This window comes from Ruegeria sp. BB7 (assembly GCF_056539365.1).
In genome coordinates this window covers 97,626-119,991 of record NZ_JBQFUV010000003.1, presented here as the reverse complement: position 1 = coordinate 119,991, position 22,366 = coordinate 97,626, and the positions used below count along the sequence as shown (strand labels likewise).

Here is a 22,366-nt window from a genome sequence, read left to right as displayed (position 1 = left end):
CAGCATGGGTCTCTTTGAGGTAAAGGCATCCGCGACCAAGGCCAACCCATCAAAGGACTGCCCTCATGAAATTCTTCGTAGATACAGCCGAGATCGAAGCCATTGCCGAACTGAACGATCTGGGCATGGTGGACGGCGTAACCACCAACCCTTCGCTGATCCTGAAATCAGGCCGCGATATTCTGGAAGTGACCAAGGAAATCTGTGACCTCGTCGATGGACCGGTATCCGCCGAAGTGGTTGCCACCAAAGCCGAAGACATGATCGCCGAAGGCCGCAAGCTGGCCAAGATTGCACCCAATATCGCGGTCAAAGTACCGCTGACCTGGGATGGCCTGAAAACCTGCAAAACGCTCAGCGACGAAGGCCAGATGGTCAACGTGACCCTCTGCTTTTCGACCAATCAGGCGATTCTCGCCGCCAAGGCAGGTGCGACTTTCATTTCACCCTTCATCGGTCGCCTGGACGACATCAACCTCGACGGCATGGACCTGATCGCGGATATCCGTCAGGTCTATGACAATTATGGGTTTGAAACCGAAATCCTCGCCGCTTCGATCCGTACCGTGAACCACGTCACCGACAGTGCCCGTATCGGGGCCGACGTGATCACCGCGCCGCCCGCCGTGATCAAGAAACTGGCCGATCACCCGCTGACTGACAAAGGCCTGGAAACTTTCCTGGCTGACTGGGCCAAGACCGGTCAGAAAATCCTGTAAACTTCGCGCACCCGCGCGGCGCCTTTGGGCGCCGCGCCTGGCCCAACTGCAAAACTGATCATCTGATCAGGGTGTTGCAGGCGGGAGCCTTTCTGACACATCCCCAAACGAATTCTACTTTTGCCTGTATTTTTCCCAAGGCAAATTCGGCATGCCGTGTTATAAGCCGCTCAACAAAAAAAGACCGGACGGGACATGAGCAGCAACACTAAACTCAAGGATACTCTCCGCGCCGCGATTCTGGCTGAACCGGACGCCGTGCTGGACGACAAGGATCTAATGCAGGCGTTGGTTTCTGCAAACGAACAGGCACGCGGTGACAACGTCGTCGATCTGCGTGGCATCGCGATGCAACGGCTCGAGGCACGGCTGGATCGCCTCGAAGACACCCACCGCTCGGTTATTGCGGCAGCTTATGAAAATCTGGCAGGCACCAATCAGGTGCACCGTGCCATTCTGCGCCTGTTGGAACCCGTCGATTTCGAAGATTTTCTGAACACACTCGGCAATGAAGTGGCCGATATCCTCCGCGTGGATCACATAACACTGGTTCTGGAAACAACGAACACGCAAGAAGACCCCGCCATCGAGAAGTTGGGCGGCGTTCTGACCGTGGTCGAACCCGGCGCAATCGACGCCTATCTCAGCCAGGACCGCGGCGGCCCCGCGCGCGAGGTCGTACTGCGTCAGATGCCAAGCCCAAGCCCCCGGATATTTGGCGCGGCGGCTAGCCAATTCCGCTCTGAGGCGTGCCTGAGGCTTAATTTCGGTGAAGGCCGCCTGCCGGGCATGATTGTCATGGGTGCCAGGGACGCAAACCATTTTACCCCGCAACTTGGCACCGATCTGCTGTCTTTCTTTGCCGGCGTATTCGAACGCTCGATGCGCCACTGGCTATCGTGAGCCTGATTTCCCCAGCCTGTCGCGATGCGCTGCAGCATTGGCTGGACAGTTTGGGGGCTTTGGCGGGACGATCTGAGAATACTCAGACTGCCTATCGCGGAGATGTCACTGAATTCCTTTCGTTCATGACCCTGCATCATAGTGAACGGCAAGGGCTGGCTGCACTGGCCCGGATCACCGTCTCTGACATGCGTGCCTGGATGGCCGAACAGCGCGCATCAGGTGTTGGCGCCCGGTCACTGGCGCGCAAACTCTCGGCTGTCAAAAGCTTCTATCGCTGGCTCTCTGAACGCGAAGATTTCGAACCAACCGCCGTCTTGTCGACCCGCGCGCCCAAATTCACCAAGAAACTCCCGCGTCCATTGGCTGAAGACGCCGCCCGCGCCGTGATTAAAACGGTCGAGCTGCAATCAACCAATGACTGGGTTTCGGCCCGCGATGTGGCCGTGGTCACGCTGCTTTACGGCTGCGGGCTACGCATATCCGAGGCGCTGTCCTTGACCGGTGCCGACGCGCCCTTGCCCGGAACTTTGCGCATCCTTGGCAAGGGCGACAAAGAACGGATCGTCCCAGTCCTGCCAGCCGCCCGCGCAGCCGTGGATCGCTATCTTCAGCTCTGCCCTCACCCGCAGACCAAAGACAAGGCGCTATTCCGCGGCGTGCGCGGCGGTGCGTTGAACCCACGTGCTATTCAGGGCGTAATGGCCAAGGCGCGGATGCAGCTTGGTTTGCCCGCAACGGCCACACCACACGCTCTGCGCCACAGCTTTGCCACGCATCTTCTGTCTGCTGGCGGCGATTTGCGCGCGATTCAGGAACTGCTGGGGCATGCCTCACTGTCCACAACCCAGACCTACACGGCCGTTGACACCGCACGGCTGATGGAGGTCTACAATCGCGCCCATCCCAAAGCCTGACCCCATATCGCCTCGTGACGCCTCACATTCACCCAATTCCGGCTTTTGGTTTGCATCTGCCGGACGCATCGTCCATGACACCTGCATGACACTCAGATTTAAAGCACTTTCCGTTCACCTGTTCACCGCAACCGGTGCCGTCTTTGCAATGCTGGCGATGCTGGCCGCCGTCGAGGAAAAATGGAGCCTGATGTATCTGTGGCTGGTGGTGTCTTTTATCGTGGATGGCATCGACGGCCCGCTGGCGCGTCACTACCACGTGAAAAAGAATGCGCCCGAGTTTGACGGGGTGCTGCTGGATCTGATCATCGACTATCTGACCTATGTGTTCATCCCGGCCTTTGCGTTGTTCAAATCCGGCTTGATGGACGGCTGGACAGGCTGGTTCGCGATTATTGTAATCACCTTTGCCAGCGCGATGTATTTCGCAGATACCCGAATGAAAACAAAAGATAATTCATTTTCCGGGTTTCCAGGGTGCTGGAATATGTTCGTGATCGTCGTCTTCGCGCTCGAACCCAGCTTTTGGGTTATTCTGCTGTTGGTGTCGCTGCTGTCGTTGGCGATGTTCCTGCCGCTGAAATTCATTCACCCCGTCCGGACCGAGCGTTGGCGCTCGATTTCGCTGCCAATGGCGCTGGCCTGGACTTTCTTTGCTGGCTGGGCTGCGTGGGTCGATTTCCATCCCGAAAGCTGGGCCCATTGGGGTCTGGTGATCACCAGCTTGTATCTGGTGTTCGCAGGGATTGCGCAGCAGGTGATCCCACAGCGCAAAAGCGCGGATTACAAGATTTCCTGAACCTCGAATTCGGTACCGTTATGGGTGAACATGTCGCCTTTCTGTAGGCCGACCATGGCCAGGTAGATCGGGCTTTGCGTTGAGATGCCCATATAGGTCTTGCCGTCCACCTCAAACCGAGTGGTCGAGACGCAGACGACAAACCGCCGATCATTGAACTTGACCACCGCGCCGGGCCGCACGGTGTCTGTGACACTGAAATCAGTGTTCTCGATCACGTCGATCTTGGCGTGATGCGCATGTACAGGGGCGTCAAATGCAGCCGCCAGATCAGCATTCTCGCGCGAGGCGGCTATGTCATCCTTGTCATGACCTTCCCGGTCATCCAGTTGAGAATCCTTCAGGAATGCGTCGTAATGTGCCTGCGCAGTCGCCAATTCCTGTTCTTCCAGTGACATCAGCCGGTCGATAATGGCCTTTTTACGGGCAGCAGGGTCGATTTGAGCTGTCATGCAATGCGATCCTTTGAATTCTCTGTTTGATACAAGTTGGGCCTCAACCAGCGGGATTGCAACTGAAATTCTTCTCTCAGATCAGCAGGCCCGCTGCCCGTTCGTGCCGGAGCAGAGCAACTTTGGTCTCGATCCCGCCATCACCGGAAAAGCCACCCAAGCCGCTCGCCGCCAGCACCCGGTGGCAAGGGATGATCACAGGGATCGGGTTCGCCCCACAGGCTTGCCCCACTGGCTGAGGCGGCTGCCCCAGCTCTTTTGCGATATCTCCATAAGTGCGGGTTTCGCCCAGCGGGATAGCAAACATCAGATCACAGACCTGTCGTTGAAACTCGGACCCTGCAACATGATATGGCAGGTCGAACTGTTCCAGTTCACCCTGATCATAGGCTCTTAACTGCGCGGCAGCCTCTTGCAGCAAGGATGTTTTTGGGCTGTTATCCCGACCGTTCCAGACAAGTCGCGTGATAGCCCCGTCGGTTTCTTCGACTCCAAGGCGGCCAAACTGAGTTTCAACGGCAATCATCGGCATAAGCGCAGCGTTTCAGATCGCCAAAGCCCGTGCAACCCGCAAAAGAAAAACCCCCGGTCGTTAAACCGGGGGTCTGATCTTAGCTCAGCGCCTCGTCGCAGCGTCCGCAGACGCTTTCGTGGGCGTGGCGCCCAACGTCGGGCAGGATTTTCCAGCACCGCTGACATTTCTCGCCGTCGGCTTTTTCGAACACGACCGCGACGCCTTCAATTTCCGGCACGCGGAATGCCTCGGCCGGAGCCGGGTCGCCGGTAACGGTCAATCCCGAGGTGATGCACATATCGTCCACGTCAAACGTCGCCAGCAAGTCACGAGTGTCGCCATCTTCGACATATACAATCGGAGCAGCCTCAAGACTGGAGCCAATCACCTTGTCCTGACGCTGGATCTCCAACGCGGCGGTTACTGCCCGGCGGACGCGGCGGACCTTGGCCATGTTGGCCTCCAGTTCAGCATCGCGCCAATCGGCGGGCGTATCGGGGAAATCCACCAGATGGACTGAGCTGTCGTCGCCCGGGAAACGCTCCAGCCAGACCTCTTCCATGGTAAAGACCAGAACCGGGGCCAGCCACGTGGTCAGGCGGTGGAACAGGATATCCAGCACTGTACGGGCCGAGCGGCGGCGCAGATTGTCGCCATCGCAATAGAGCGCATCCTTGCGGACGTCGAAGTAAAAGGACGACAAGTCAACCGTTGCAAAGGTAAACACGGCGCTGAACACGCCCTGGAAGTCGAAAGACGCATAGCCCTTGCGGACCTGCTCATCCAGATCGGCCAGACGGCTGAGGACCCAGCGTTCCAGACGCGGCATATCCTCCGGATCAACGCGGTCGGCCTCGGTGAAATCGGCCAGCGAACCCAACATGAACCGCATGGTGTTGCGCAGGCGGCGATAGCTGTCGGCGGTGCCTTTCAGGATTTCCGGCCCGATCCGCTGGTCGGCGGTATAATCGGTCTGGGCCACCCACAGGCGCAGGATGTCAGCGCCGTATTGCTTGACGACCTCTTCTGGCACGATGGTATTGCCCAACGACTTGGACATCTTGTTGCCCTTGGCGTCCAGCGTGAACCCGTGGGTCACCACGTTGCGGTAGGGCGCACGACCCTTGGTGCCGCAGGCCTGCAGCATTGACGAGTGGAACCAGCCGCGGTGCTGGTCGGTACCTTCCATGTAAACGTCGGCGATACCGTCCTCGGTCCCGTCTTCGCGGTCGCGCAGAACGAAAGCGTGGGTCGAGCCTGAATCGAACCACACATCCAGCACGTCGAACACCTGATCGTAGTCTTCCGGGTTGGCGATGCCGTCGAGGATCTTCTCTTTGAAGCCGTCGGTGTACCAGATATCGGCGCCGTCTTTCTCGAACGCTGCCTTGATGCGGGCGTTGAGGTCTTCGTTGCGCAGCAGGTAGTCCGCGTCGGTAGGCAGAGCCCCCTTCTTGGTGAAGCAGGTCAGCGGCACGCCCCACGCACGCTGACGCGACAGAACCCAGTCCGGCCGCGCTTCGATCATCGAATACAGACGGTTGCGACCGGTCTGCGGCGTCCATTTCACCAGTTCGTCGATGGACCGCAGGGCGCGCTCGCGGATGGTATCCCCCATCTCGCCCTTGCCATCGTTCAGCTTGCGATCGACGGAGGCAAACCACTGCGGCGTGTTGCGGTAGATGATCGGAGCCTTCGAGCGCCACGAATGCGGATAGCTGTGCTTGATCTTGCCGCGCGCCAGCAGACCGCCAACCTCGACCAGCTTGTCGATGACGGCCTTGTTCGCGTCACCTTCGCCGCCTTTGCGGGATAGGATGTACTTGCCGCCAAAGAACGGCAGATCAGCCCGGAACGAGCCGTCATCCATCACGTTGTAAGTGATGACCTTCTCGAGCATTCCCAGATCGCGGTACAGCTCGAATTCTTCCATGCCGTGAGACGGCGCACAGTGGACGAAACCGGTACCTTCGGTGTCGGTCACAAACTCCGCCGCGCGGAAGTCACGGATGTCGTCCCATTCACCGTTGCCGCCCTCGGCTCCGGCCAGCGGGTGAACCAGTCCAACGTCTGCCAGTTCATCCGTGGTCACGTCACGCACGCGAGTCCACTGGTCATCGTTTAAACGCGCACGGCCCAGAACATCAGCGGCCAAATTGTCTGCCAGCAGGAACTTGTCGCCGACACTGGCCCAGCATTCGTCCGGCGTGCCGGTGACTTCGTACAGTCCGTAGGAGATGTCCTTACCGTATACGACGGCTTTGTTCGACGGCATGGTCCACGGGGTCGTCGTCCAAATCACCACATAGGCATCTTCGAGGTCTGCGAGTTTGATCTTCGCTGCACTGTCAGGATCCCCACTGCCACCTCGCGGAGTCGGCTCGATCAACAATGCAGTTTCATCGAGTACGACCTTGAACTTCACCCAGATGGTGAAGCTTTCCTTGTCGTGATACTCGACCTCGGCCTCGGCCAGAGCGGTTTTCTCGATCGGCGACCACATCACGGGCTTCGAGCCCTGATAGAGCGTACCGTTCATCAGGAACTTCATGAATTCGTCGGCGATCACGGCCTCGGCGTGATAATCCATGGTGATGTAAGGATCAGGCCAATTGCCGGTGATCCCCAGACGCTTGAACTCTTCTCGTTGGATGTCGATCCAGCCCTCGGCGAATTTGCGGCATTCCTGACGGAAGTCTACGATGTTCACCTCGTCCTTGTTCTTGCCCTTCTTGCGGTACTGTTCCTCGATCTTCCATTCGATCGGCAGGCCGTGACAGTCCCATCCGGGCACATAGCGCGCGTCGAAACCCATCATCTGGTGGGAGCGCACGATCATGTCCTTGATGGTCTTGTTCAGGGCGTGGCCGATATGCAGGTGACCGTTCGCATATGGGGGGCCATCGTGCAGCGTAAAGGGCGCGCGACCCTCTTTTTCCCGCAGGCGGTCATAGACGCCGATGGTCTCCCACCTCTCCAGCCATGCGGGTTCGCGTTTCGGCAAGCCAGCGCGCATGGGGAATTCGGTTTTGGGCAGGTTCAGCGTGTCTTTGTAATCAGGTGTCTGGATCGTGTCGGCGCACATTGGGGGCGTCCTTTGGATGATCTGGTCGTACTAGGATCGAAGCGGTCGGTGCGAAGTCTCAAACACCTTTGCCCGGCGTCTCAGAGGGTCAGAGCGCCGGGGATATAATTCGAATAATGATGGCCAAATGGGCATGCATGGCCGCGCTTATAGGACGCCCGCGCCTATTGGTCCAGAGGTTCCGGATCCTGCGGCGAATGGCGCAGTGTGGCCCAACGGTTCAGCCATGCAAGACCCGCCAGAGCAAGACCCAATGCCAGCAGCGAGAACACCCGGATCAACCCGCCCAGACCGGCGATATCGATCAGGAAAACCTTGGCCACCGCCAGTCCGATCACCGCCAGCCCGGCCTTGCGCATCACGTCAGACCGGCGCGCTAACGACTGATAGAAAAGCACCGCCCCGATCACCAGTAAGGCCATGGTATAGCTATAAAGCTCGGGCTGGGTCACGCCGTTGCCCTCATACATACCGCCTGCACCTTGCCAGATATGACGGATCATCAAGCCCAGCCAGACCGCAGCCAACACGCCGCTCAACCCATAGCTTGCTCGCTTTAGCCACAGCGGGGACGCGTGGATGCGCCAGACCGAGAAGCCAATGACCAGTGTAGGCAGCAGGTAGGCGACCGCCAATGTGTTCAGCACCGGCGGACCCAAAACCGGCGGCGCGACAATATTGAGCAGCGGATTTGCATCGCTCAACGCTTGTGCCAGACGAAAAAGCCCGTGCGCGGCAAAGAACGCGGCCAAAACGTAACGCGCATAGTTCAGCTTTCCGCCCAGTTCAAACCGTTGAACCTGCGCGAAGGCCAGCAACAGCCAGATGATCGCCAGCAAACCCAGCCCCCAATGACTGTCGGTGGCGTTGCCTTCGCCAAAACTCTGCAGCCAGCGTTCCAGCAACAGAGACAGCAATATGCCCCCTGTCGCCCAGGCCGCGCTCTCCAGCAACAATGTTGCCACAGGCCGATCCAATGGCCTGACCAGCAGCCACCCCGCCAAAAACCCGACGGTAGCCGCGGCGTAAACCAGCGTCATTTCAACCACCGGAGCCGTGCTGGCCCAGTCCAGACCCGGGTCCAGAACCAGCCGCACCGTGACCGTGAACACCCCAGCCCAGATAAACCAGCTCATTGGAGGCAGGGTGAATTTGCGATCCAGTGCAGCAGCCACAACAATCATCACGACCAGAGCAATGGTTAATGCCGCCGAACTCAGAACGATCACGCAGGCAAAGGTCAGGCAGGACAGCGCAGACAGCGTGGCCAAAGCCGGGCGCATCCGGTTGTCGCCATCGACGCGTGCAAAGCGTTCGGCAAAGACGACCATCAGCACGCCCAGCGCAATGGCGTGCAGGGCCCACGGATACGCGCCGATGACCTGCGAAGGCTGCCAACCAACCTCAAGCGCGATCGCGAACACAGGCGCGAAAACCGCAGCCGCCGTGGCCCAGACCGCAGCATAGGATTGCGCACGCATTGATCGCCAAGCCGCCGTAATCGAAACCACCGCCCCCAGAACAGTCAGGATAGTAATGACCCACGGGTAATCTGCCTCGGGCGTCTCGGCATAGGTTTCAGCGAACTGACGCAGGACGGTACCATTGTCCCAGCCATGCATCAGAACAAACCAGATCAACCCAAGGGCTGGCAATGCGACCGCATCCTGCAACGCCTCGGCGCGCTGCCCCCACACCATCAACCCAAGCGTCAGACCAGACAGTAGTATGACGCCCAACCAGAACTCGCCCGAACTGTCTGCCCAATGAACCGACACTATCGCTGAACTGGCGGCCACTGCGCCAAAAGCAAGCCGTGTCGGGAATTCCGGCCAGGCACCTCCCTTTTTGCGCCAGACGACTGAAGAAATCATGGGCCCGGCATGATCAGGCCAGATACGCCGAACCGGGATGGCGATCGCGACCACGGCCAACGCGGTTACGCAGACCAAATACGCCGCCTCGGTCAAGGGTGAGGACAATACCAGCAGCAAGCAGGCGGAATAGGAGCCAATCAAGCTCAGGACCGAAATCCATGCCCAACGCCGCACCGTGTCGACCCCAAGCCCCAGAACGGCAATCACAAGGAAATAAGCATAAAGCCAGCTGGGGTTTTCCGAGGTTCCACCGACCACAAAGGGGGCGGAAAACGCCCCGATAAGTCCGATTGCCGCCAGCAACGGGCCATGGAACCAACCCAGCACCAACCCTATCAGTGCAATAAAGATCATTGCCATCAGCGCGAATTCGGGGCCGATCAGATCATAGAGCTGCCGAGCGGCCAGAATACCCCCGAACAGTGTGACCAGACCTGCCCCTGAGAACACCGACGGTAAATAGGCTGTGCTTGATGCTTCATCGTCACCAAATTTTCGCCGGATGACCTCTCCGGCACAGATCAGCGCGGCACCGAACAACAAAGCTGCGATCACACGTGCGGATGGAGGCAACAGGCCATTCTCAACGCCGTATTGCACCAAAAATATCCCGGCCAGAGCGAGGGACAGGGCCGAAACGGCGTAGAACCAGTTCTCACGCAGCCAAGCGGTCAAAGCAGTCAAGCGATCTGCTCGAAAGACTACAGCGGCTGGCGGCTTTTCTTCTGAAGGTTCCTTGGGCGTACCCCTCCTGACAACCCAAGGGTTCGCCTTTTCGGGCTTTTCCATAGGCTTGCGAGCCTCTGGCTTGGGCGGTTCTGCGCGAGGCTCTGGAACGGCTTCACCCAGCGAGAGAAGGTGCCGTTCTAGTTGTTCTACCCTGCGGCGTAGGCGGACCTGTCCGACCATAAGCACAACGATTGCCACCGGAATGGCCAATACGATCAATCCAACGAGAACAAGCAGGGATTCCAAGTGGGCCTCCGAGTGGTTTAAATGTCAGGCTACCCGAGGTACACAGTCTGTAACAGCCAGAATTCTCAATGGTTTTAGCGTCACGTCCCCAAAGGCTAAATCCAGACAATCGAAGGACGCGCGATCATCAGCCAAAGAATCATCAACACAGCCGCAAAGGCAGGGAACCCGCAGGCAAACCAGATACGATATATTCGGTGATACATAAGCGGCAGCGGTTCAGCATTGTCAGCAGCCTTCTGCGCCAGTTCACGCATTTGGACCTGTATCCAGACAACCGGCAACCAGAACAGCCCGGCCATCGCATAGAGTGCCAGCGAGGCCAAAAGCCACCCTTCGGTAAATGACCAGCCCAACCGCCACGCCAGAAGTCCCCCTGTAATGGGCTGAGCAACGACGGCCGTTGTTGTGAATACGAGATCGGCCAGAACGACTATGCCGGCGGTCTGCGCAATAAACCTGGCATCTCCTGTACGATGTGCCACCAGCATGAAAAACGCTATCCCGGCTCCGGTCCCCAGCAGGACGCAAGCTCCGATAACGTGCAACCATCGCAGGATAAGGTCCGGGTCCATCATCGTTTCTGCAGCATGGGCCAGGCAACAAGCGACAGCATCATCACCGGCAGGATTTTGGTGAGAGGGCCAAGAGGGTCCAGCCACAGGGCTGGAACGGCAAGGCTTGCCCCTATCAGATAAAATACCGCGACACAAAATTGAGCTATGCAAACACGCGCTGCCCACGGACGCCAGAGAATGGCAAGCCCCAGCAAGATATCCATAGCGGACCAGAACAGGACGCTCACCATCCCAAGGTTTGCGTCCCACCCGACATCTGTCAGAACCGCTGTAGCCTGAGACAGGCCAAATAGCCCGAATAGTCCGGAAAGCATCCAAAACAGGCTTAGAACCGCGACAACCAGTGGCGTCAAAAGGGACAAGCGTGCGCTTAACCTGTGTTCGCGAGAGCTGTTCAGGCTTGCGTAGACTTGGCGCAAGGGCGCCATAGATCGGCCAGTGGCTGCGCGATAGGGGTCGGGGTTTCCAACCACGCCCTTGGCCATGATGACCATCGCGTTACTTCGCAATGGCGAGCGCCAGCCCAAACGGCCTAGCGCATCCGCGCAGCGCGAGATCAGGTGCGTTCCCCAGACTGGCATATCCAACGTCAACCGCGCGCTCGGGAACCCCAGCCAGTGGCGTGTTTCTGATAAAACCTCGGACAATGGCGCAGGTTTGTCTTCGACCAGATCATAGGTTCCTTGCGGCAAGTCCCCGGCAATGGCCCCGATCACAGCCTCGCACACATCGGGCATGCCCACACATTGTACCGGTGCTTGTGGATGTGCGATGGGCTGCACAAAAGGCACCGCCGCCAGCATTCGCAGCAATGCCGTACCGCCATAGTCGGTCTGTCCGATGACCAACCCGGGCTTGAGAATCCAAAGCGGCGCACCACAGCCCCGCAACGCTTCATCTCCCGCTGCCTTTGTGCGCATAAAATCCGTCTCGGCACAAGAATCGGCACCAATGGCTGAAATCTGCACCACTGCGATTCCCATTTTTGCGCAGGCTTGCCCCAAAGCGGCGATCGCCGTGTGATGTACGGCTTCAAGATCATCAGCAGGACCATCCTGCAATGCCCCTGCGCAGTTCACGACACAGTCGATACCTGCCAGAGGGCCACTCCAATCCTCAGGCCGCAAGCAAGCGCGCAAGTCGCCTTGGATGTGCGCTGCATCCAGCAGAACCTGAGCCGCAGTTTCCTTGCTCCGCACAAAGGCCGCTACCTGCGCACCTTCTGCCCCAAGTGATCGGGCAACCGCAGACCCAATAAAGCCGTAAGCCCCTAAAACAAGAATATTTTTATTCGCTAGCCGCAATGGTCGAGCAATCATTTTAAGCTGTTTTCGTCAGCGTACCCCACCACTGAACCGAAACCAGCTTTTTGTAGCGCCCTGCGACAATCTCGGCCCCTATGGGTGAAAGAGAGATCCCACAAGATACGCAATCAGAGCAGCAGCACCGCCGATCACCAATGTCTCGCCGCCAGATCGCCACCACGGAGCCAGGGACCAGCGGCTTTTGAAGGCGCCTATGGCAAAGAAAACGCCCATGGTCATCCAGGCCGAAACCGCAAAGGCCTGATCAAGTGACAGCAAGAACGGCAGCAGCGGCACCATTCCTGCAATGAGAAAAGCCAAAAACGTTGCGGTTGCGGCCTTGATCGGATGGGGATCGACACTGCCCAGACCGTACTCACCTTCGATCATCAGGTTGATCCAGTTGTCATGATTTGCGGTGATGGCGTCGGTGGCCTCTTCAAGAACGCGGCCTGACAGTCCTTTCTGAGCCAATATCTCACGTACTTCGCTGCGCTCACCGTCCGGAAATTGGTGGATATGACGTTCCTCGATGGCGCGGATACGGCGGATATTATCCAGCTCGGCCTTGGTGCCCGAGTAATTCCCCGCCGCCATGGAAAACCCGTCGGCCAGCACATTGGCCAGCCCCAGCGCCACGATGATGAATGGGGACAATCCCGCCCCGGCTACCCCGGCTACAATGGCAAAGGTGGTGACTGACCCGTCGATGCCGCCATACACAATATCCCGCAAAACCCCGCGTCCGGGCGGTTCATTGATCCGCGCGACGATTTCCTGCTGGCTGTGTCCGTGGTCGGTCATGGCTGGCTCCGCCCTTGTTATGAAGGCCAGCAGACAAGACGGCTTTGCGTTAGGTCAAGTTTTCGAAAACAACCCACTGAGCGCTCGTTTGATCATCCCGCGGGTCGACGGCTTGTGCCGTTCGGAAAAGGGCAGCGGACGGCAGACCTCCATCGCGGCCACACCCACCCGCGCGCTGAGCGCGCCGTTCACCAGCCCCTCACCAAACCGGCGGGACAGCTTGCTGAGGACCGATCCGCCCAGAACAGGTTCCAGCAAATCGTCACCCACAGCCACGGCACCTGTTGCAACCAGATGCACGAACACCGCGCGGGTCAGGCGCCAACTGCCCAGAAAACCAGCCCTGCCGCCATAAATCTCGGCCACCCGGCGGATCATCCGCAATGAGGATGCAAGAGCCGTCGCCACATCTGCCAGCGCCAAAGGCACCAGCGCGGTCACGGTCGCCACCTGACGAGCCGCTGCCTCGACCTCTCGGCTGGCCGCAGCATCCAGAGGTGCCAGCAACTCATCCTCGGCCAAAGTCAGCAGGGTAGAGGCATCGAATTGTTCGTCCATCCGTTCAACCAGACGGTCGCGGCCCCATTGGGTTTCGTCCCGTCCATTGTAAAAGGCGACCAGGCGTTTGGTCACCGCGCGGGCCTGCTCTAGGTCACTCTCTGCCAAAGCAACGTCAGCAGCGCGGCGCATTCCGTCCACCCGGGACAGCCGCCCGATGGCTGCCAATTCCCGCACCGCGATGATCAGAGCAACGAGTACCAGCGCACCCATCAGGCCTGTTACGACCCAGCCCAAAACAGGTGCGCGCAAAAGCAGCGAAGTGACAAAATCCCACGCTGCGATTGACACCACGGCACCAATCACAGCCAGCGCCAAACCCCAGAACCACCGCGACAGGGCCGATGGCTTTCGGGCCGCCAGCCGAACCGCCGCCTGCATTGCCTGCCCCTGCGGCTGCTCAAGATCGGGCACCGGCGGGGCCTGTGCCACGTCTGCGGCGGGCTCCTCTGCGTCGAGATCAATCAGTACCGGACCTTTAGCCATCATCAGCCCTTTCCCGCAGCCAGACATATTTGATGTCAGGCAGATTTTCATCATTGTCAGCGCCATTACTGCGGGCAACTTCAACAAAGCCGTTGCGCTCATAAAACCGGCGCGCACCGTGGTTGGCCTGAAAGGCAAACAGGGTCAGTTCCACCCGATCAGATTTGGCGTGCTCCAACAGTCGTTGCCCGATCCCCTGCCCGCGTGATCCCAGCTTTAGGTACAGAGAATGGATTTCTGCTTCGTTCAAGGCCAAAAACCCGACTACATTTCCCTGAGCCTCGGCAACTGTGACCCAGCCCAGATCAATCATCCAGCCACAAAAAGCGATGGTCTGAGCACGGGAATGCAATTCGGGCATCCATTCGTTTTCACGAGCGAAACCATGCAAAATCTCTCCAGTTGCACCTGCATCCGTGGTGCGCGCGGGGCGGAGGGTTACGGTCACAGGCGGTCTCCGATCAGGAACTGAGCGGCACGGTCCAGCCGAATATGGGGTGGGCCATCGCCTGGGCGCAGGGTCAGATGAGCAGGTGCAAAAGCCATGCAACCGAAATCTTCACCTAGCCAGCTATTGGCCCCATCGCGCGCCGGACCAAGAAGTTGCGCCGGGTCTTCAGGCAAATCCCCAGGGTAGAACGCGGCCTGCTTGCCGTCCAGTAATGTGCCACGTACGCAGGGCAGCTCAACCCCGTTATGGATGCGTATCTCCTCGGTCGTTGCGCGTAACGCTGCCAGCGACAAAGCCGCCGTTTCGGCCCCGGCGAAACTGGCCCGGTCGCGGGCATCGCGGGTCAGGGCCTCCATGAAATGAGTCAGACGGTGGTGTTGCGTGTGGTGCAGGTGATCGGCCTTGGTGGCTGCGAACAGGATACGTTCGACCCGTTTACCCAACAGCAACTGGCTCAGCCACGCGTTGCGCCCGGGGCGGAAGGCCGAGAGGATATCGGCCATCGCGCGACGCATATCCTCGACCGCTTGCGGACCTTTGTGGATCGCGCCCAGCGCATCGACCAGAACCACTTGCCGGTCGATCCGGGCAAAATGGTCCCGAAAGAAAGGTTTGATTACTTGCGATTTGTACGCTTCGTACCGACGCGCCATTTCCCGGTGCAGACTGCGCCGGGGCGCATGGCCTTCCACCGGCAGCGGCGCAAAGGTCAGAACCGGAGACCCCGCCAGATCGCCCGGCAGCAGGAAGCGGCCCGGTGTGCAATCATAGAACCCTGCATCGCGCGCGTCGTTCAGATAATTGGCAAATGTTTTGGCCAGTGCCTGCGCGGTGGGTTCATCATGGGTCCCGGCAGGGTCAGCGGCCTTGGCTTGTTCAAGAAACGCCGCAGCCTCGGTACGTTTGGCGATCCGGTCCAGCGTCTCGGCTGACCAGACCTCATAGGTCTTGTCCAGTAAGGCCAGATCCAGCAGCCATTCACCCGGATAGTCCACAATATCCAGATGGATGGTGCGCGGCCCTTGCAGGCCTGAAAGCAACCCGGAAGGCCGCGCCTTGAAAGACAGGCGCAATTCCGACACCGCCCGGGTACTGTCGGGCCAATGCGGTTGTGGCCCGGTCAGCGCGGCTAGATGGTTTTCATAGTCAAACCGGGGCACAGTATCGTCGGGCTGCGGTTGCAGATAGACGGTGTTAATCCGCCCCTCTTGCTGAGCGACCAAACCAGGCATCCGCCCGCGATCCAGCAGGTTCGCAACCAAGGAGGTAATAAATACCGTCTTGCCCGACCGCGCCAACCCGGTGACACCCAGACGTATGACTGGCTCGAACAAGGTCTCGGATACGCGATCGCCCACGGTTTCTACGCCGCGCACCAGACTGTCTGCCAGAGATGAGATGACCAAACCGTCGCCTCGCTTTTTTCGTTTTGCTCAAGATAGGTAGAGGTAACCGCACTTGCCAGAGCTTTCCCGCTCTTGCCCCCTTTCGCACGGCGCGTTACCAGCAGCCCATGCCTAGATACGCGTTGAAAGTCGAATACCAGGGGGAACCGTTTGCCGGGTGGCAGCGGCAGAAGGAATTGCCATCCGTGCAGGGTGCGATCGAACAGGCCCTGTCGCGCATTCAACCGGGCGACCATACAATCGCCGCTGCGGGACGGACCGATGCAGGCGTACATGCGTTGGGTCAGGTGGCGCATTGCGATCTGGTCAAGGACTGGGACCCGTTCCGCCTGTCCGAAGCGCTGAATTATCACCTCAAACCGCAGCCAGTGGCCATCGTAAAAGCAGCGCAGGTGGACGACGACTGGCACGCCCGGTTTTCCGCGTTAGAGCGGCAGTATCTGTTTCGCATCCTGATGCGCCGGGCGCCTGCAACACATGACGCCGGTCAGGTCTGGCAGATCAATCATCAGTTGGACATCGACACCATGCAGGCAGGGGCGGATATGTTGATCGGGCGGCATGATTTCACCACCTTCCGGTCTTCGATATGTCAGGCGGCGAGCCCGCTCAAAACTCTGGATGAGCTGCGCGTTGAACAGGTTCAGGGCTTTTCCGGCCCAGAGGTGCATTTCCACGTTCGTGCCCGTTCTTTCCTGCACAATCAGGTGCGCAGTTTCGTTGGAACACTGGAACGCGTGGGGGCCGGTGCATGGACGCCCGAAGACGTGCGCGATGCGCTGGAAGCCACCGATCGCGCCGCCTGTGGGCCGGTTTGCCCACCACAGGGGCTGTATCTGGCGCGCGTTGGGTACCCTGAGCCGGTCTTCGACTAGATCGCGCGCATCAACAAGCCACTTGCGATTACCGCGATCATCAGGCCCGCCACCAACTCGATGGTCGGGGCCAGAACCGATGCAAACCGCGTGGCTGACGCCGACGCCAGCAATCCGCCGCGCAACCCGAACGAGGTCCATCCGACCAGAGTTGTGACCGTTGCTGTGCCCAGCGCCATCGCAAAAGCTCCGGCAATGCCGACCATCGCGATGCCCATCTGCCATGTGAGGATCAGAACGAACAGCGCCCCTGTGCAGGGTCGGGCGGCGATGCCAGCAATCAAAAGCATTGCCTCGCGCAAGCTGCCAACCTGCGCCACTTCCTCGGCTGTGGGACCATGGCGGTGGCCACAATCGGCGCAGACCTCGTGATCATGATGATGGTGATGATCATTGTCGTGGTGGTGATGCCCGGCTTTGCTGCGGTGCCTTCTGGCAAAGCTGCGCAGCGCCCGGAACACCAGCCACAAACCGATCGCAGCAATGGCGCCGTAACTGATAGGAGCCATGACCTGTTCGGTCGTGCCGACCAGGGTTTCCCGCGACATCTGAAACACCAGAACCCCGGCATAGACCAGAACAATGGCCGTGACCGCCTGCCCCAGGCTGGATAGCACACTGATCGCGGATAGCCGCCAGAACGCAACCTTTCGACCCAAACCGTAACCACCTATCAGCACCTTGCCGTGACCCGGGCCAACGGCGTGGAAAAAACCGTACGCAAAACAGACCGTCAGCAGGGTGGCAATGGCCTGCGGCTGTTCGGCCCGCGCCGCACGCAAGGCACGCGCGATCTGGTTCTGGAAATCACGCTGCTCACCCGCAGCCCAAGCTGCCAAACTGTCAAACCCGCCACTACCCCAGAACCACAGCAGCAGAGCGAAGGCGACGGTGACCGGAACAATCAGGTATTTGGACATGAAACGAAAATCTCGGTCGCAAAGCTTTCCCCGACCAGCGGGATATCATTTTCCTCCAGGTCGTAATCGGCGTCTAATGTCAGCAGAAAGGCTTGCATTTGCGCCAGTTGCCCATCGATATCCGGGTCAATCCGGGCAATCTGGCAAGACGCGGGGCCCGTTACCGTCACCGGGCGGGTCACCTCATAAGCCGTATAAAAGGTTTCGTCATAGGCTTTAGCGGTTAAAGCAGCGGCAGACACCGGATCACCTTCGACGGCGCGCAAATGAGATGACACGATACGCCCGTACTCGGTGGTGACTGCGGGCTCTAATGGACCAGAAAGGGTTACCGGTACACCATCCGAAAACACGACCAGATCGCCATTATACCCCTCAACCCATTGCGCGTCGAAGCCGGACAGGAACTGTTTTTCGCTTTCGGTCAGAATGCCATCGGCATCCTGATCCAATTTCATGTCTTCAAGCACCAGCAGCGAGTAAAACTCATCATAGGCCCAGGTGACACGAACATGGGTCAATTGGCCGGTCTCATCGACTATGAATTCCAATCCGGTGTCGATAAAGACATGCGGGTGCGTCATCGCCGGGATCGGCAAACAGCAAGTCACAATGGTAAATATCCAACGCATACGCGAAAGATAGGGCCTCTCCCCGCACGCGGCAATGCGTTTTGAAGGTGTCGTGCTGAAAAGCGCCAGAGATTAGGTTGGCGGAAACAGGATCAGCGTTTGTAGGGCCGTGCCAACCGGGCCTTCGGTGTCATACAGCACGGACTGAGACATCCCGATCCCCGAAGGTTGCCAATGGCATACCGACTCCGAAGCCACCCAATCCGAAACAGGCTCTCGGTGGATTTGAACGGTCAGGTCGGTGTTCATGAACCCCATCTCGGTCGTCGGCGCGTTCCACGAGATACCATTGCCGCAATCAGCCAGCGGGCAAAGCGCCTGTATCGGGGATTGATTTTCCCCGTCCAGCAGCTTTGGCGTACGCATCCAAACTGTCTTTGGACCGGCGCCCTGATTGCCCCCTTTGGGGTACAGTACTTCGGAATGATTTGCGAACCCAGGCAAATCGTGGCGCACCTCGCCAATTGGGAACGGCCCGGTCACCGCGTCTTTGAGATTGGGTGGAGCCACCGTCACATTCGGAACCGGGCCGAGATCACGGCGTGCCAGATGCATAGTCGTGGCCGTGGCGCAGAGCGTATCGTCAAGATCGTGCACCGTGACCCGCGTGGTCGCCAGCGTTTTGGTGTGCCTCGTCGTCTCGGCTGCCACACGCAAACCCGCCAGAGGTTGGGGCCGTAGCAAATCGACCGTCAGCCGGGTCAGCATCTTTTCCGGCCCGACCTCGGTTTCGGCCGCGCGTACGATCAGGCCACTGACCGGCCCCGCGTGGCAGTGATCAGCCGACCATGGTCCGCGTGCAGGATCGTTGCCGATAAAGGCGCCATCGTCGCGCAGATGAAAATAGGCCTGCTGGCTCAGGTCTTGTTTCCCGTTCATGGTCTGCCTCGTATACGTATTGGCACGTGGCCCGACGTCCGGGCTTTACCTTGCGCCAAAGAATGACTTAGCTGCGGGGAAAATGTCCAGTTCAGTGACGGGACGTTTTGCACACAATTTAAAGCACAAGGGGCGCGACATGGCCTTGTTGATCGAAACCGGGATGTCCGACTGGATAAGTGACAGCGATATCGCCCGCGACATTCAGCGGCTTCACCCTGAAGCTGATATTCGGACGCCGGATACATTGGGCAACCCCGACGAAATCACGATGCTTGCGGTTGTCGGATTGAAAGACGAGAACCTGAGACGCCTTCCCAATCTGAAACTGGTGCAAAAGCTGGGCGCCGGGGTCGAGACCATCGTCAGCAATCCCAACCTGCCCGATCACGTGCGCATCGCGCGGTTGAAGCCGGATGCGCCCGCGCAGGGTATCGCCGAGTGGTTCGTCGCATATGTCCTGCGCCATCAACGCCACATGGCATTTCACGAGGCGGCCCAGAGCCGCGCGGAATGGGCTCCAAAGGCGCCGATCTATTCGCCTGAGACTGTGGTTGGAGTGTTGGGGCTGGGCCATATCGGTGCGCGAAGTGCCAAAATGTTGCGTGCAGTTGGGTTTCAGGTCATGGGTTGGAGTCGTTCACCCAAGCAGATCGAGGGCGTTACCTGTCTGCACGGCGACGCCGCGCTGCCCGAGTTGCTGGGCCAATGCGACCATGTCTGTGCAATCCTGCCATCAACCCCGCAAACCGTTGGGATGTTTGATGCGCGGATACTGGCAGCCATGAAACCCGGAAGCCAGTTGCTGAACGCCGGTCGAGGCGACCTGATCGACGAGACCGCCCTGATTGCCGCCCTCAACAACGGTACGCCCGGCCACGCAGTTTTGGACGTGACCTCGACCGAGCCGCTGCCATCCGAAAGCCCGCTCTGGACACATCCGGGCGTGACGATCACGCCACATGTGTCTGGATGGCATCTGGGCGAAGCGCTGGCAGATGTTGGTGAAAACTTTCGAAGGTTGACCGCAGCAGAGCCCCTGCTGCACGAGGTCGACCGAACGCGCGGCTACTAGGTCAGGGCGTCAAGATCCAGTTGCCGCCTGCATCACGGCAGCGGCGAGTTCTGACCTCTCGGCTCTGTTCCGCTCCCTTGGGCTGAATAAAGTGCTGCAGGTGCACGCAATTGTCGCGCACATCGCGAACACGGATTGTGCCCTTTGATCCGGTTTCATCGTTCACCCACACGCTTTCTTCACCAACGCGGGGAACTGACCCCGCCAGCATCGCGTCCGAAGCCGCGCTCAGCACATTGAAATCCGCAGGTGACAGTCCCATTTCCGCGATGATTCGTGAAAGAGACTTGGCCTGAACTGCCGTAGCTGACCCCAAAACAACAATCGCCACCAATGTAGAAGAAATCCAGGCTTTCATGACCGCCTCGCCTTGCTGAAATAGATTTGACTTCAAGATTATACCGGCATCGAAGGCGGGCCAAGCCCTGTTCGGCAACAATCAAATTACATCGCAACTCGGCCTCTGGGACAGGCGGGCTGTGAGGATTCCGTTATTTGCTCTACAAGGACGTGAACCGCCGTATGCCCCTGTCGTTGGCTAAACGCTGACGATGATTCGCATTTTCCGGCGCGGGGCTTCACAGAAGCGCTTGAATCTGGTGAAATAACACCGGTTTTTTAGCACTGGAGATTGTTCAATGGTACTTCGTGGATCAATGCTGGCACTTGCAGCGGTAGTGGGCCTGACAGCCCTTGAGGCAACCCCGGTTGCCGCCAAAGAGGAAACCAAATCGGTCTTTGTCATGAGCCGTACCTGGGCCGTTACTCAGGTCTCGGACTCTCCGGTGGTATATCGCGCAACCCGTGACAACAACAATCTGAACCCGTTTGGCCCGCCGCCGCGCCTGCGCACCACTCAGGCCATAGCAGCAATTCAGGCGGCCACCGGGTGCAAGCCGATCAGGGCCAGCATGTATCAGAACATGTCAGGCCAGTTCTTCTCGCAGGTCAGCTGCAACTGACCCTGCGGCGAAACAGGCATTGAGGTGACCGCGACCCGCTGCCATAGCTTGCGCATGAAACTCGCGATTAACGGATTCGGCCGCATCGGCCGCACAATCCTGCGGCAACTGCTTGCGTTGCCGTGGGGCAAGGATATTGAGCTGGTGCTGATTAACGATATCGCACCGCTGGAAACCTGCGCCTATCTGTTCAAATACGACAGCACTTTTGGCCGTTACACTGGCAAAGTCGAGACCGGCGACACGGCTCTGATCGTTGACGGCCATTCCATCCCAATGACACATAGCCCGGATCTTTCCCGTGTCGATCTGACTGGTGTTGACGTTCTGATGGACTGCACCGGCGTTGCGCGGACCTCGGACGTGGCCAGTCAGGGGCTCGCGGCCGGGGCGGGCAAAGTCTTGATTTCTGGCCCCTCGCCCGCGACAGAAGTCACCATCGTACTGGGTGCCAATGAGGATCAGCTGGGCAACGCGCGGATCGTGTCAAACGCCTCGTGCACCACCAACGGGCTGGCCCCTCTGGTCAAGGTGCTGGACCGTATTGCGGGCATCACCTCGGCCCACATGACAACCATCCATTGCTATACGAACAGCCAGCCCATGGTTGACGCGCCACGCGGCGATCTGGCCCGGTCCCGCGCCGGGGCGCTGTCCATGGTCCCGACGACATCCAGCGCCACGCACCTGATTGACGAGGTCATGCCCCATCTCGCAGGCCGCATCTCGGGGGCGGCTGTACGTGTCCCCACCGCCAGCGTATCCGCGATTGACTTGGTCGCGACCCTTGATCGCGGAATATCGGCAACCGGGTTCGAGGCTGATTTTCGCGAAGCTGTCACCCAATCCCCCGTTTTGGGTTGGACCGATCACCCGCTGGTGTCATCGGATCTGCGCACCCGACCCGAATCCCTTGTGATCGCTGGCCCCGAGCTTCGGGTCACAGGCAGCAATCAGGTCCGAATATTCGGCTGGTATGACAATGAATGGGGCTTTTCTGCTCGGATGCTGGATGTTGCCCGATTGATGACGCAGCCCTGATCGAGAGAGAGGCGCTACGCGGGCACACTAGCCTTATTTTTGGCATCGCGTTCGAAAATCTCTTTCCCTGCGAGGGAACGGATGCTCTAACATCAATAAATCAACCGTCATTTTTATAAGACGGCGAAATTGATTTCGACTTGGGGCAGTTGGA

Annotated in this window: 22 protein-coding genes; 8 read left to right on the top strand and 14 right to left on the bottom strand. The window is 59.0% G+C overall.

The annotated features are described in order from the left end of the window. The first annotated feature begins 65 nt into the window (after nucleotides 1-65). The 4 genes from fsa to ACR0D7_RS08485 all read left to right on the top strand — a co-directional run bounded on the left by fsa (nucleotide 66) and on the right by ACR0D7_RS08485 (nucleotide 3,338). Complete coding sequence (fsa, locus tag ACR0D7_RS08500) at nucleotides 66-719, top strand: fructose-6-phosphate aldolase (RefSeq protein WP_170385102.1); 654 nt, start codon at nucleotides 66-68, stop codon at nucleotides 717-719. 195 nt (nucleotides 720-914) lie between these two features. Next, on the top strand, nucleotides 915-1,622 hold the full coding sequence (locus ACR0D7_RS08495; RefSeq protein ID WP_480678647.1) for a DUF484 family protein: 708 nt from the start codon (nucleotides 915-917) through the stop codon (nucleotides 1,620-1,622). Continuing rightward, complete coding sequence (locus tag ACR0D7_RS08490; protein ID WP_480678646.1) at nucleotides 1,619-2,539, top strand: tyrosine recombinase XerC; 921 nt, start codon at nucleotides 1,619-1,621, stop codon at nucleotides 2,537-2,539. Before ACR0D7_RS08495 ends, ACR0D7_RS08490 begins: the two co-directional genes overlap by 4 nt. Nucleotides 2,540-2,624: 85 nt before the next feature. Next, nucleotides 2,625-3,338 (top strand): CDP-alcohol phosphatidyltransferase family protein, encoded by a 714-nt coding sequence (locus ACR0D7_RS08485; RefSeq protein ID WP_170385112.1) that lies wholly within the window; start codon nucleotides 2,625-2,627, stop codon nucleotides 3,336-3,338. Here the strand turns inward: ACR0D7_RS08485 and ACR0D7_RS08480 are convergent. The 10 genes from ACR0D7_RS08480 to ACR0D7_RS08435 all read right to left on the bottom strand — a co-directional run bounded on the left by ACR0D7_RS08480 (nucleotide 3,323) and on the right by ACR0D7_RS08435 (nucleotide 15,828). Beyond that, nucleotides 3,323-3,790 carry a hypothetical protein gene (locus tag ACR0D7_RS08480; protein WP_480678645.1) on the bottom strand — a complete coding sequence of 156 codons (468 nt, stop codon included), beginning with the start codon at nucleotides 3,788-3,790 and terminating at the stop codon, nucleotides 3,323-3,325. The genes ACR0D7_RS08485 and ACR0D7_RS08480 overlap by 16 nt on opposite strands. 76 nt (nucleotides 3,791-3,866) lie before the next feature. Next, on the bottom strand, nucleotides 3,867-4,322 hold the full coding sequence (locus ACR0D7_RS08475) for a methylated-DNA--[protein]-cysteine S-methyltransferase (RefSeq protein WP_480678644.1): 456 nt from the start codon (nucleotides 4,320-4,322) through the stop codon (nucleotides 3,867-3,869). 79 nt (nucleotides 4,323-4,401) lie between these two features. After that, the gene (ileS, locus tag ACR0D7_RS08470; RefSeq protein WP_480678643.1) at nucleotides 4,402-7,389 is read right to left on the bottom strand and encodes an isoleucine--tRNA ligase; all 2,988 of its coding nucleotides are present in this window, start codon (nucleotides 7,387-7,389) and stop codon (nucleotides 4,402-4,404) included. Nucleotides 7,390-7,553: 164 nt separating this feature from the next. Further along, entirely contained in the window at nucleotides 7,554-10,241 is a 2,688-nt protein-coding gene (locus ACR0D7_RS08465; protein WP_480678642.1) for a DUF2339 domain-containing protein, read from the bottom strand. Between the two features lie 95 nt (nucleotides 10,242-10,336). Beyond that, nucleotides 10,337-10,816 carry a DUF2269 family protein gene (locus tag ACR0D7_RS08460; protein WP_480678641.1) on the bottom strand — a complete coding sequence of 160 codons (480 nt, stop codon included), beginning with the start codon at nucleotides 10,814-10,816 and terminating at the stop codon, nucleotides 10,337-10,339. Beyond that, nucleotides 10,816-12,138, bottom strand: coding sequence for an SDR family oxidoreductase (locus ACR0D7_RS08455; protein WP_480678640.1), 1,323 nt, complete (start codon nucleotides 12,136-12,138; stop codon nucleotides 10,816-10,818). The genes ACR0D7_RS08460 and ACR0D7_RS08455 overlap by 1 nt, the downstream gene beginning before the upstream one ends. Nucleotides 12,139-12,216: 78 nt before the next feature. Next, nucleotides 12,217-12,927 carry a VIT1/CCC1 transporter family protein gene (locus ACR0D7_RS08450; protein WP_170385131.1) on the bottom strand — a complete coding sequence of 237 codons (711 nt, stop codon included), beginning with the start codon at nucleotides 12,925-12,927 and terminating at the stop codon, nucleotides 12,217-12,219. Between the two features lie 54 nt (nucleotides 12,928-12,981). Then, a complete protein-coding gene (locus ACR0D7_RS08445; RefSeq protein WP_480678750.1) occupies nucleotides 12,982-13,971 on the bottom strand; it encodes a YcjF family protein in 990 nt (329 codons plus the stop codon). Then, on the bottom strand, nucleotides 13,964-14,419 hold the full coding sequence (locus ACR0D7_RS08440; protein WP_480678639.1) for an N-acetyltransferase family protein: 456 nt from the start codon (nucleotides 14,417-14,419) through the stop codon (nucleotides 13,964-13,966). The genes ACR0D7_RS08445 and ACR0D7_RS08440 overlap by 8 nt, the downstream gene beginning before the upstream one ends. Beyond that, nucleotides 14,416-15,828 carry a YcjX family GTP-binding protein gene (locus ACR0D7_RS08435; protein ID WP_480678638.1) on the bottom strand — a complete coding sequence of 471 codons (1,413 nt, stop codon included), beginning with the start codon at nucleotides 15,826-15,828 and terminating at the stop codon, nucleotides 14,416-14,418. Before ACR0D7_RS08435 ends, ACR0D7_RS08440 begins: the two co-directional genes overlap by 4 nt. A 107-nt stretch (nucleotides 15,829-15,935) precedes the next feature. Here ACR0D7_RS08435 and truA point away from each other — a divergent pair, with 107 nt between their 5' ends. Further along, nucleotides 15,936-16,703, top strand: coding sequence for a tRNA pseudouridine(38-40) synthase TruA (truA, locus tag ACR0D7_RS08430; protein WP_480678637.1), 768 nt, complete (start codon nucleotides 15,936-15,938; stop codon nucleotides 16,701-16,703). Here truA and ACR0D7_RS08425 read toward each other — a convergent pair. From ACR0D7_RS08425 to ACR0D7_RS08415, 3 genes are all read right to left on the bottom strand, one after another. Continuing rightward, nucleotides 16,700-17,623: a nickel/cobalt transporter gene (locus ACR0D7_RS08425; RefSeq protein WP_480678636.1), complete on the bottom strand. Its 924-nt coding sequence runs from the start codon at nucleotides 17,621-17,623 to the stop codon at nucleotides 16,700-16,702. The two genes, truA and ACR0D7_RS08425, sit on opposite strands and share 4 nt — an antisense overlap. Continuing rightward, the gene (locus ACR0D7_RS08420) at nucleotides 17,608-18,207 is read right to left on the bottom strand and encodes a DUF1007 family protein (RefSeq protein WP_480678635.1); all 600 of its coding nucleotides are present in this window, start codon (nucleotides 18,205-18,207) and stop codon (nucleotides 17,608-17,610) included. Before ACR0D7_RS08420 ends, ACR0D7_RS08425 begins: the two co-directional genes overlap by 16 nt. 120 nt (nucleotides 18,208-18,327) lie before the next feature. Continuing rightward, nucleotides 18,328-19,134 (bottom strand): thioesterase family protein, encoded by an 807-nt coding sequence (locus ACR0D7_RS08415; protein ID WP_480678634.1) that lies wholly within the window; start codon nucleotides 19,132-19,134, stop codon nucleotides 18,328-18,330. A 139-nt stretch (nucleotides 19,135-19,273) separates the two neighbouring features. Here ACR0D7_RS08415 and ACR0D7_RS08410 point away from each other — a divergent pair, with 139 nt between their 5' ends. Further along, the gene (locus ACR0D7_RS08410; protein ID WP_480678633.1) at nucleotides 19,274-20,209 is read left to right on the top strand and encodes a 2-hydroxyacid dehydrogenase; all 936 of its coding nucleotides are present in this window, start codon (nucleotides 19,274-19,276) and stop codon (nucleotides 20,207-20,209) included. A 1-nt stretch (nucleotide 20,210) separates the two neighbouring features. Here the strand turns inward: ACR0D7_RS08410 and ACR0D7_RS08405 are convergent, their stop codons facing one another. Next, nucleotides 20,211-20,567 carry a hypothetical protein gene (locus ACR0D7_RS08405; protein ID WP_480678632.1) on the bottom strand — a complete coding sequence of 119 codons (357 nt, stop codon included), beginning with the start codon at nucleotides 20,565-20,567 and terminating at the stop codon, nucleotides 20,211-20,213. Nucleotides 20,568-20,847: 280 nt separating this feature from the next. On the opposite strand from ACR0D7_RS08405, the gene ACR0D7_RS08400 reads away from it, so the two are divergent. After that, nucleotides 20,848-21,171, top strand: a complete 324-nt coding sequence (locus ACR0D7_RS08400) for a hypothetical protein (protein ID WP_480678631.1) — start codon at nucleotides 20,848-20,850, stop codon at nucleotides 21,169-21,171. A gap of 54 nt (nucleotides 21,172-21,225) precedes the next feature. Continuing rightward, the gene (locus ACR0D7_RS08395; protein WP_480678630.1) at nucleotides 21,226-22,212 is read left to right on the top strand and encodes a type I glyceraldehyde-3-phosphate dehydrogenase; all 987 of its coding nucleotides are present in this window, start codon (nucleotides 21,226-21,228) and stop codon (nucleotides 22,210-22,212) included. Nucleotides 22,213-22,366: the final 154 nt, after the last annotated feature.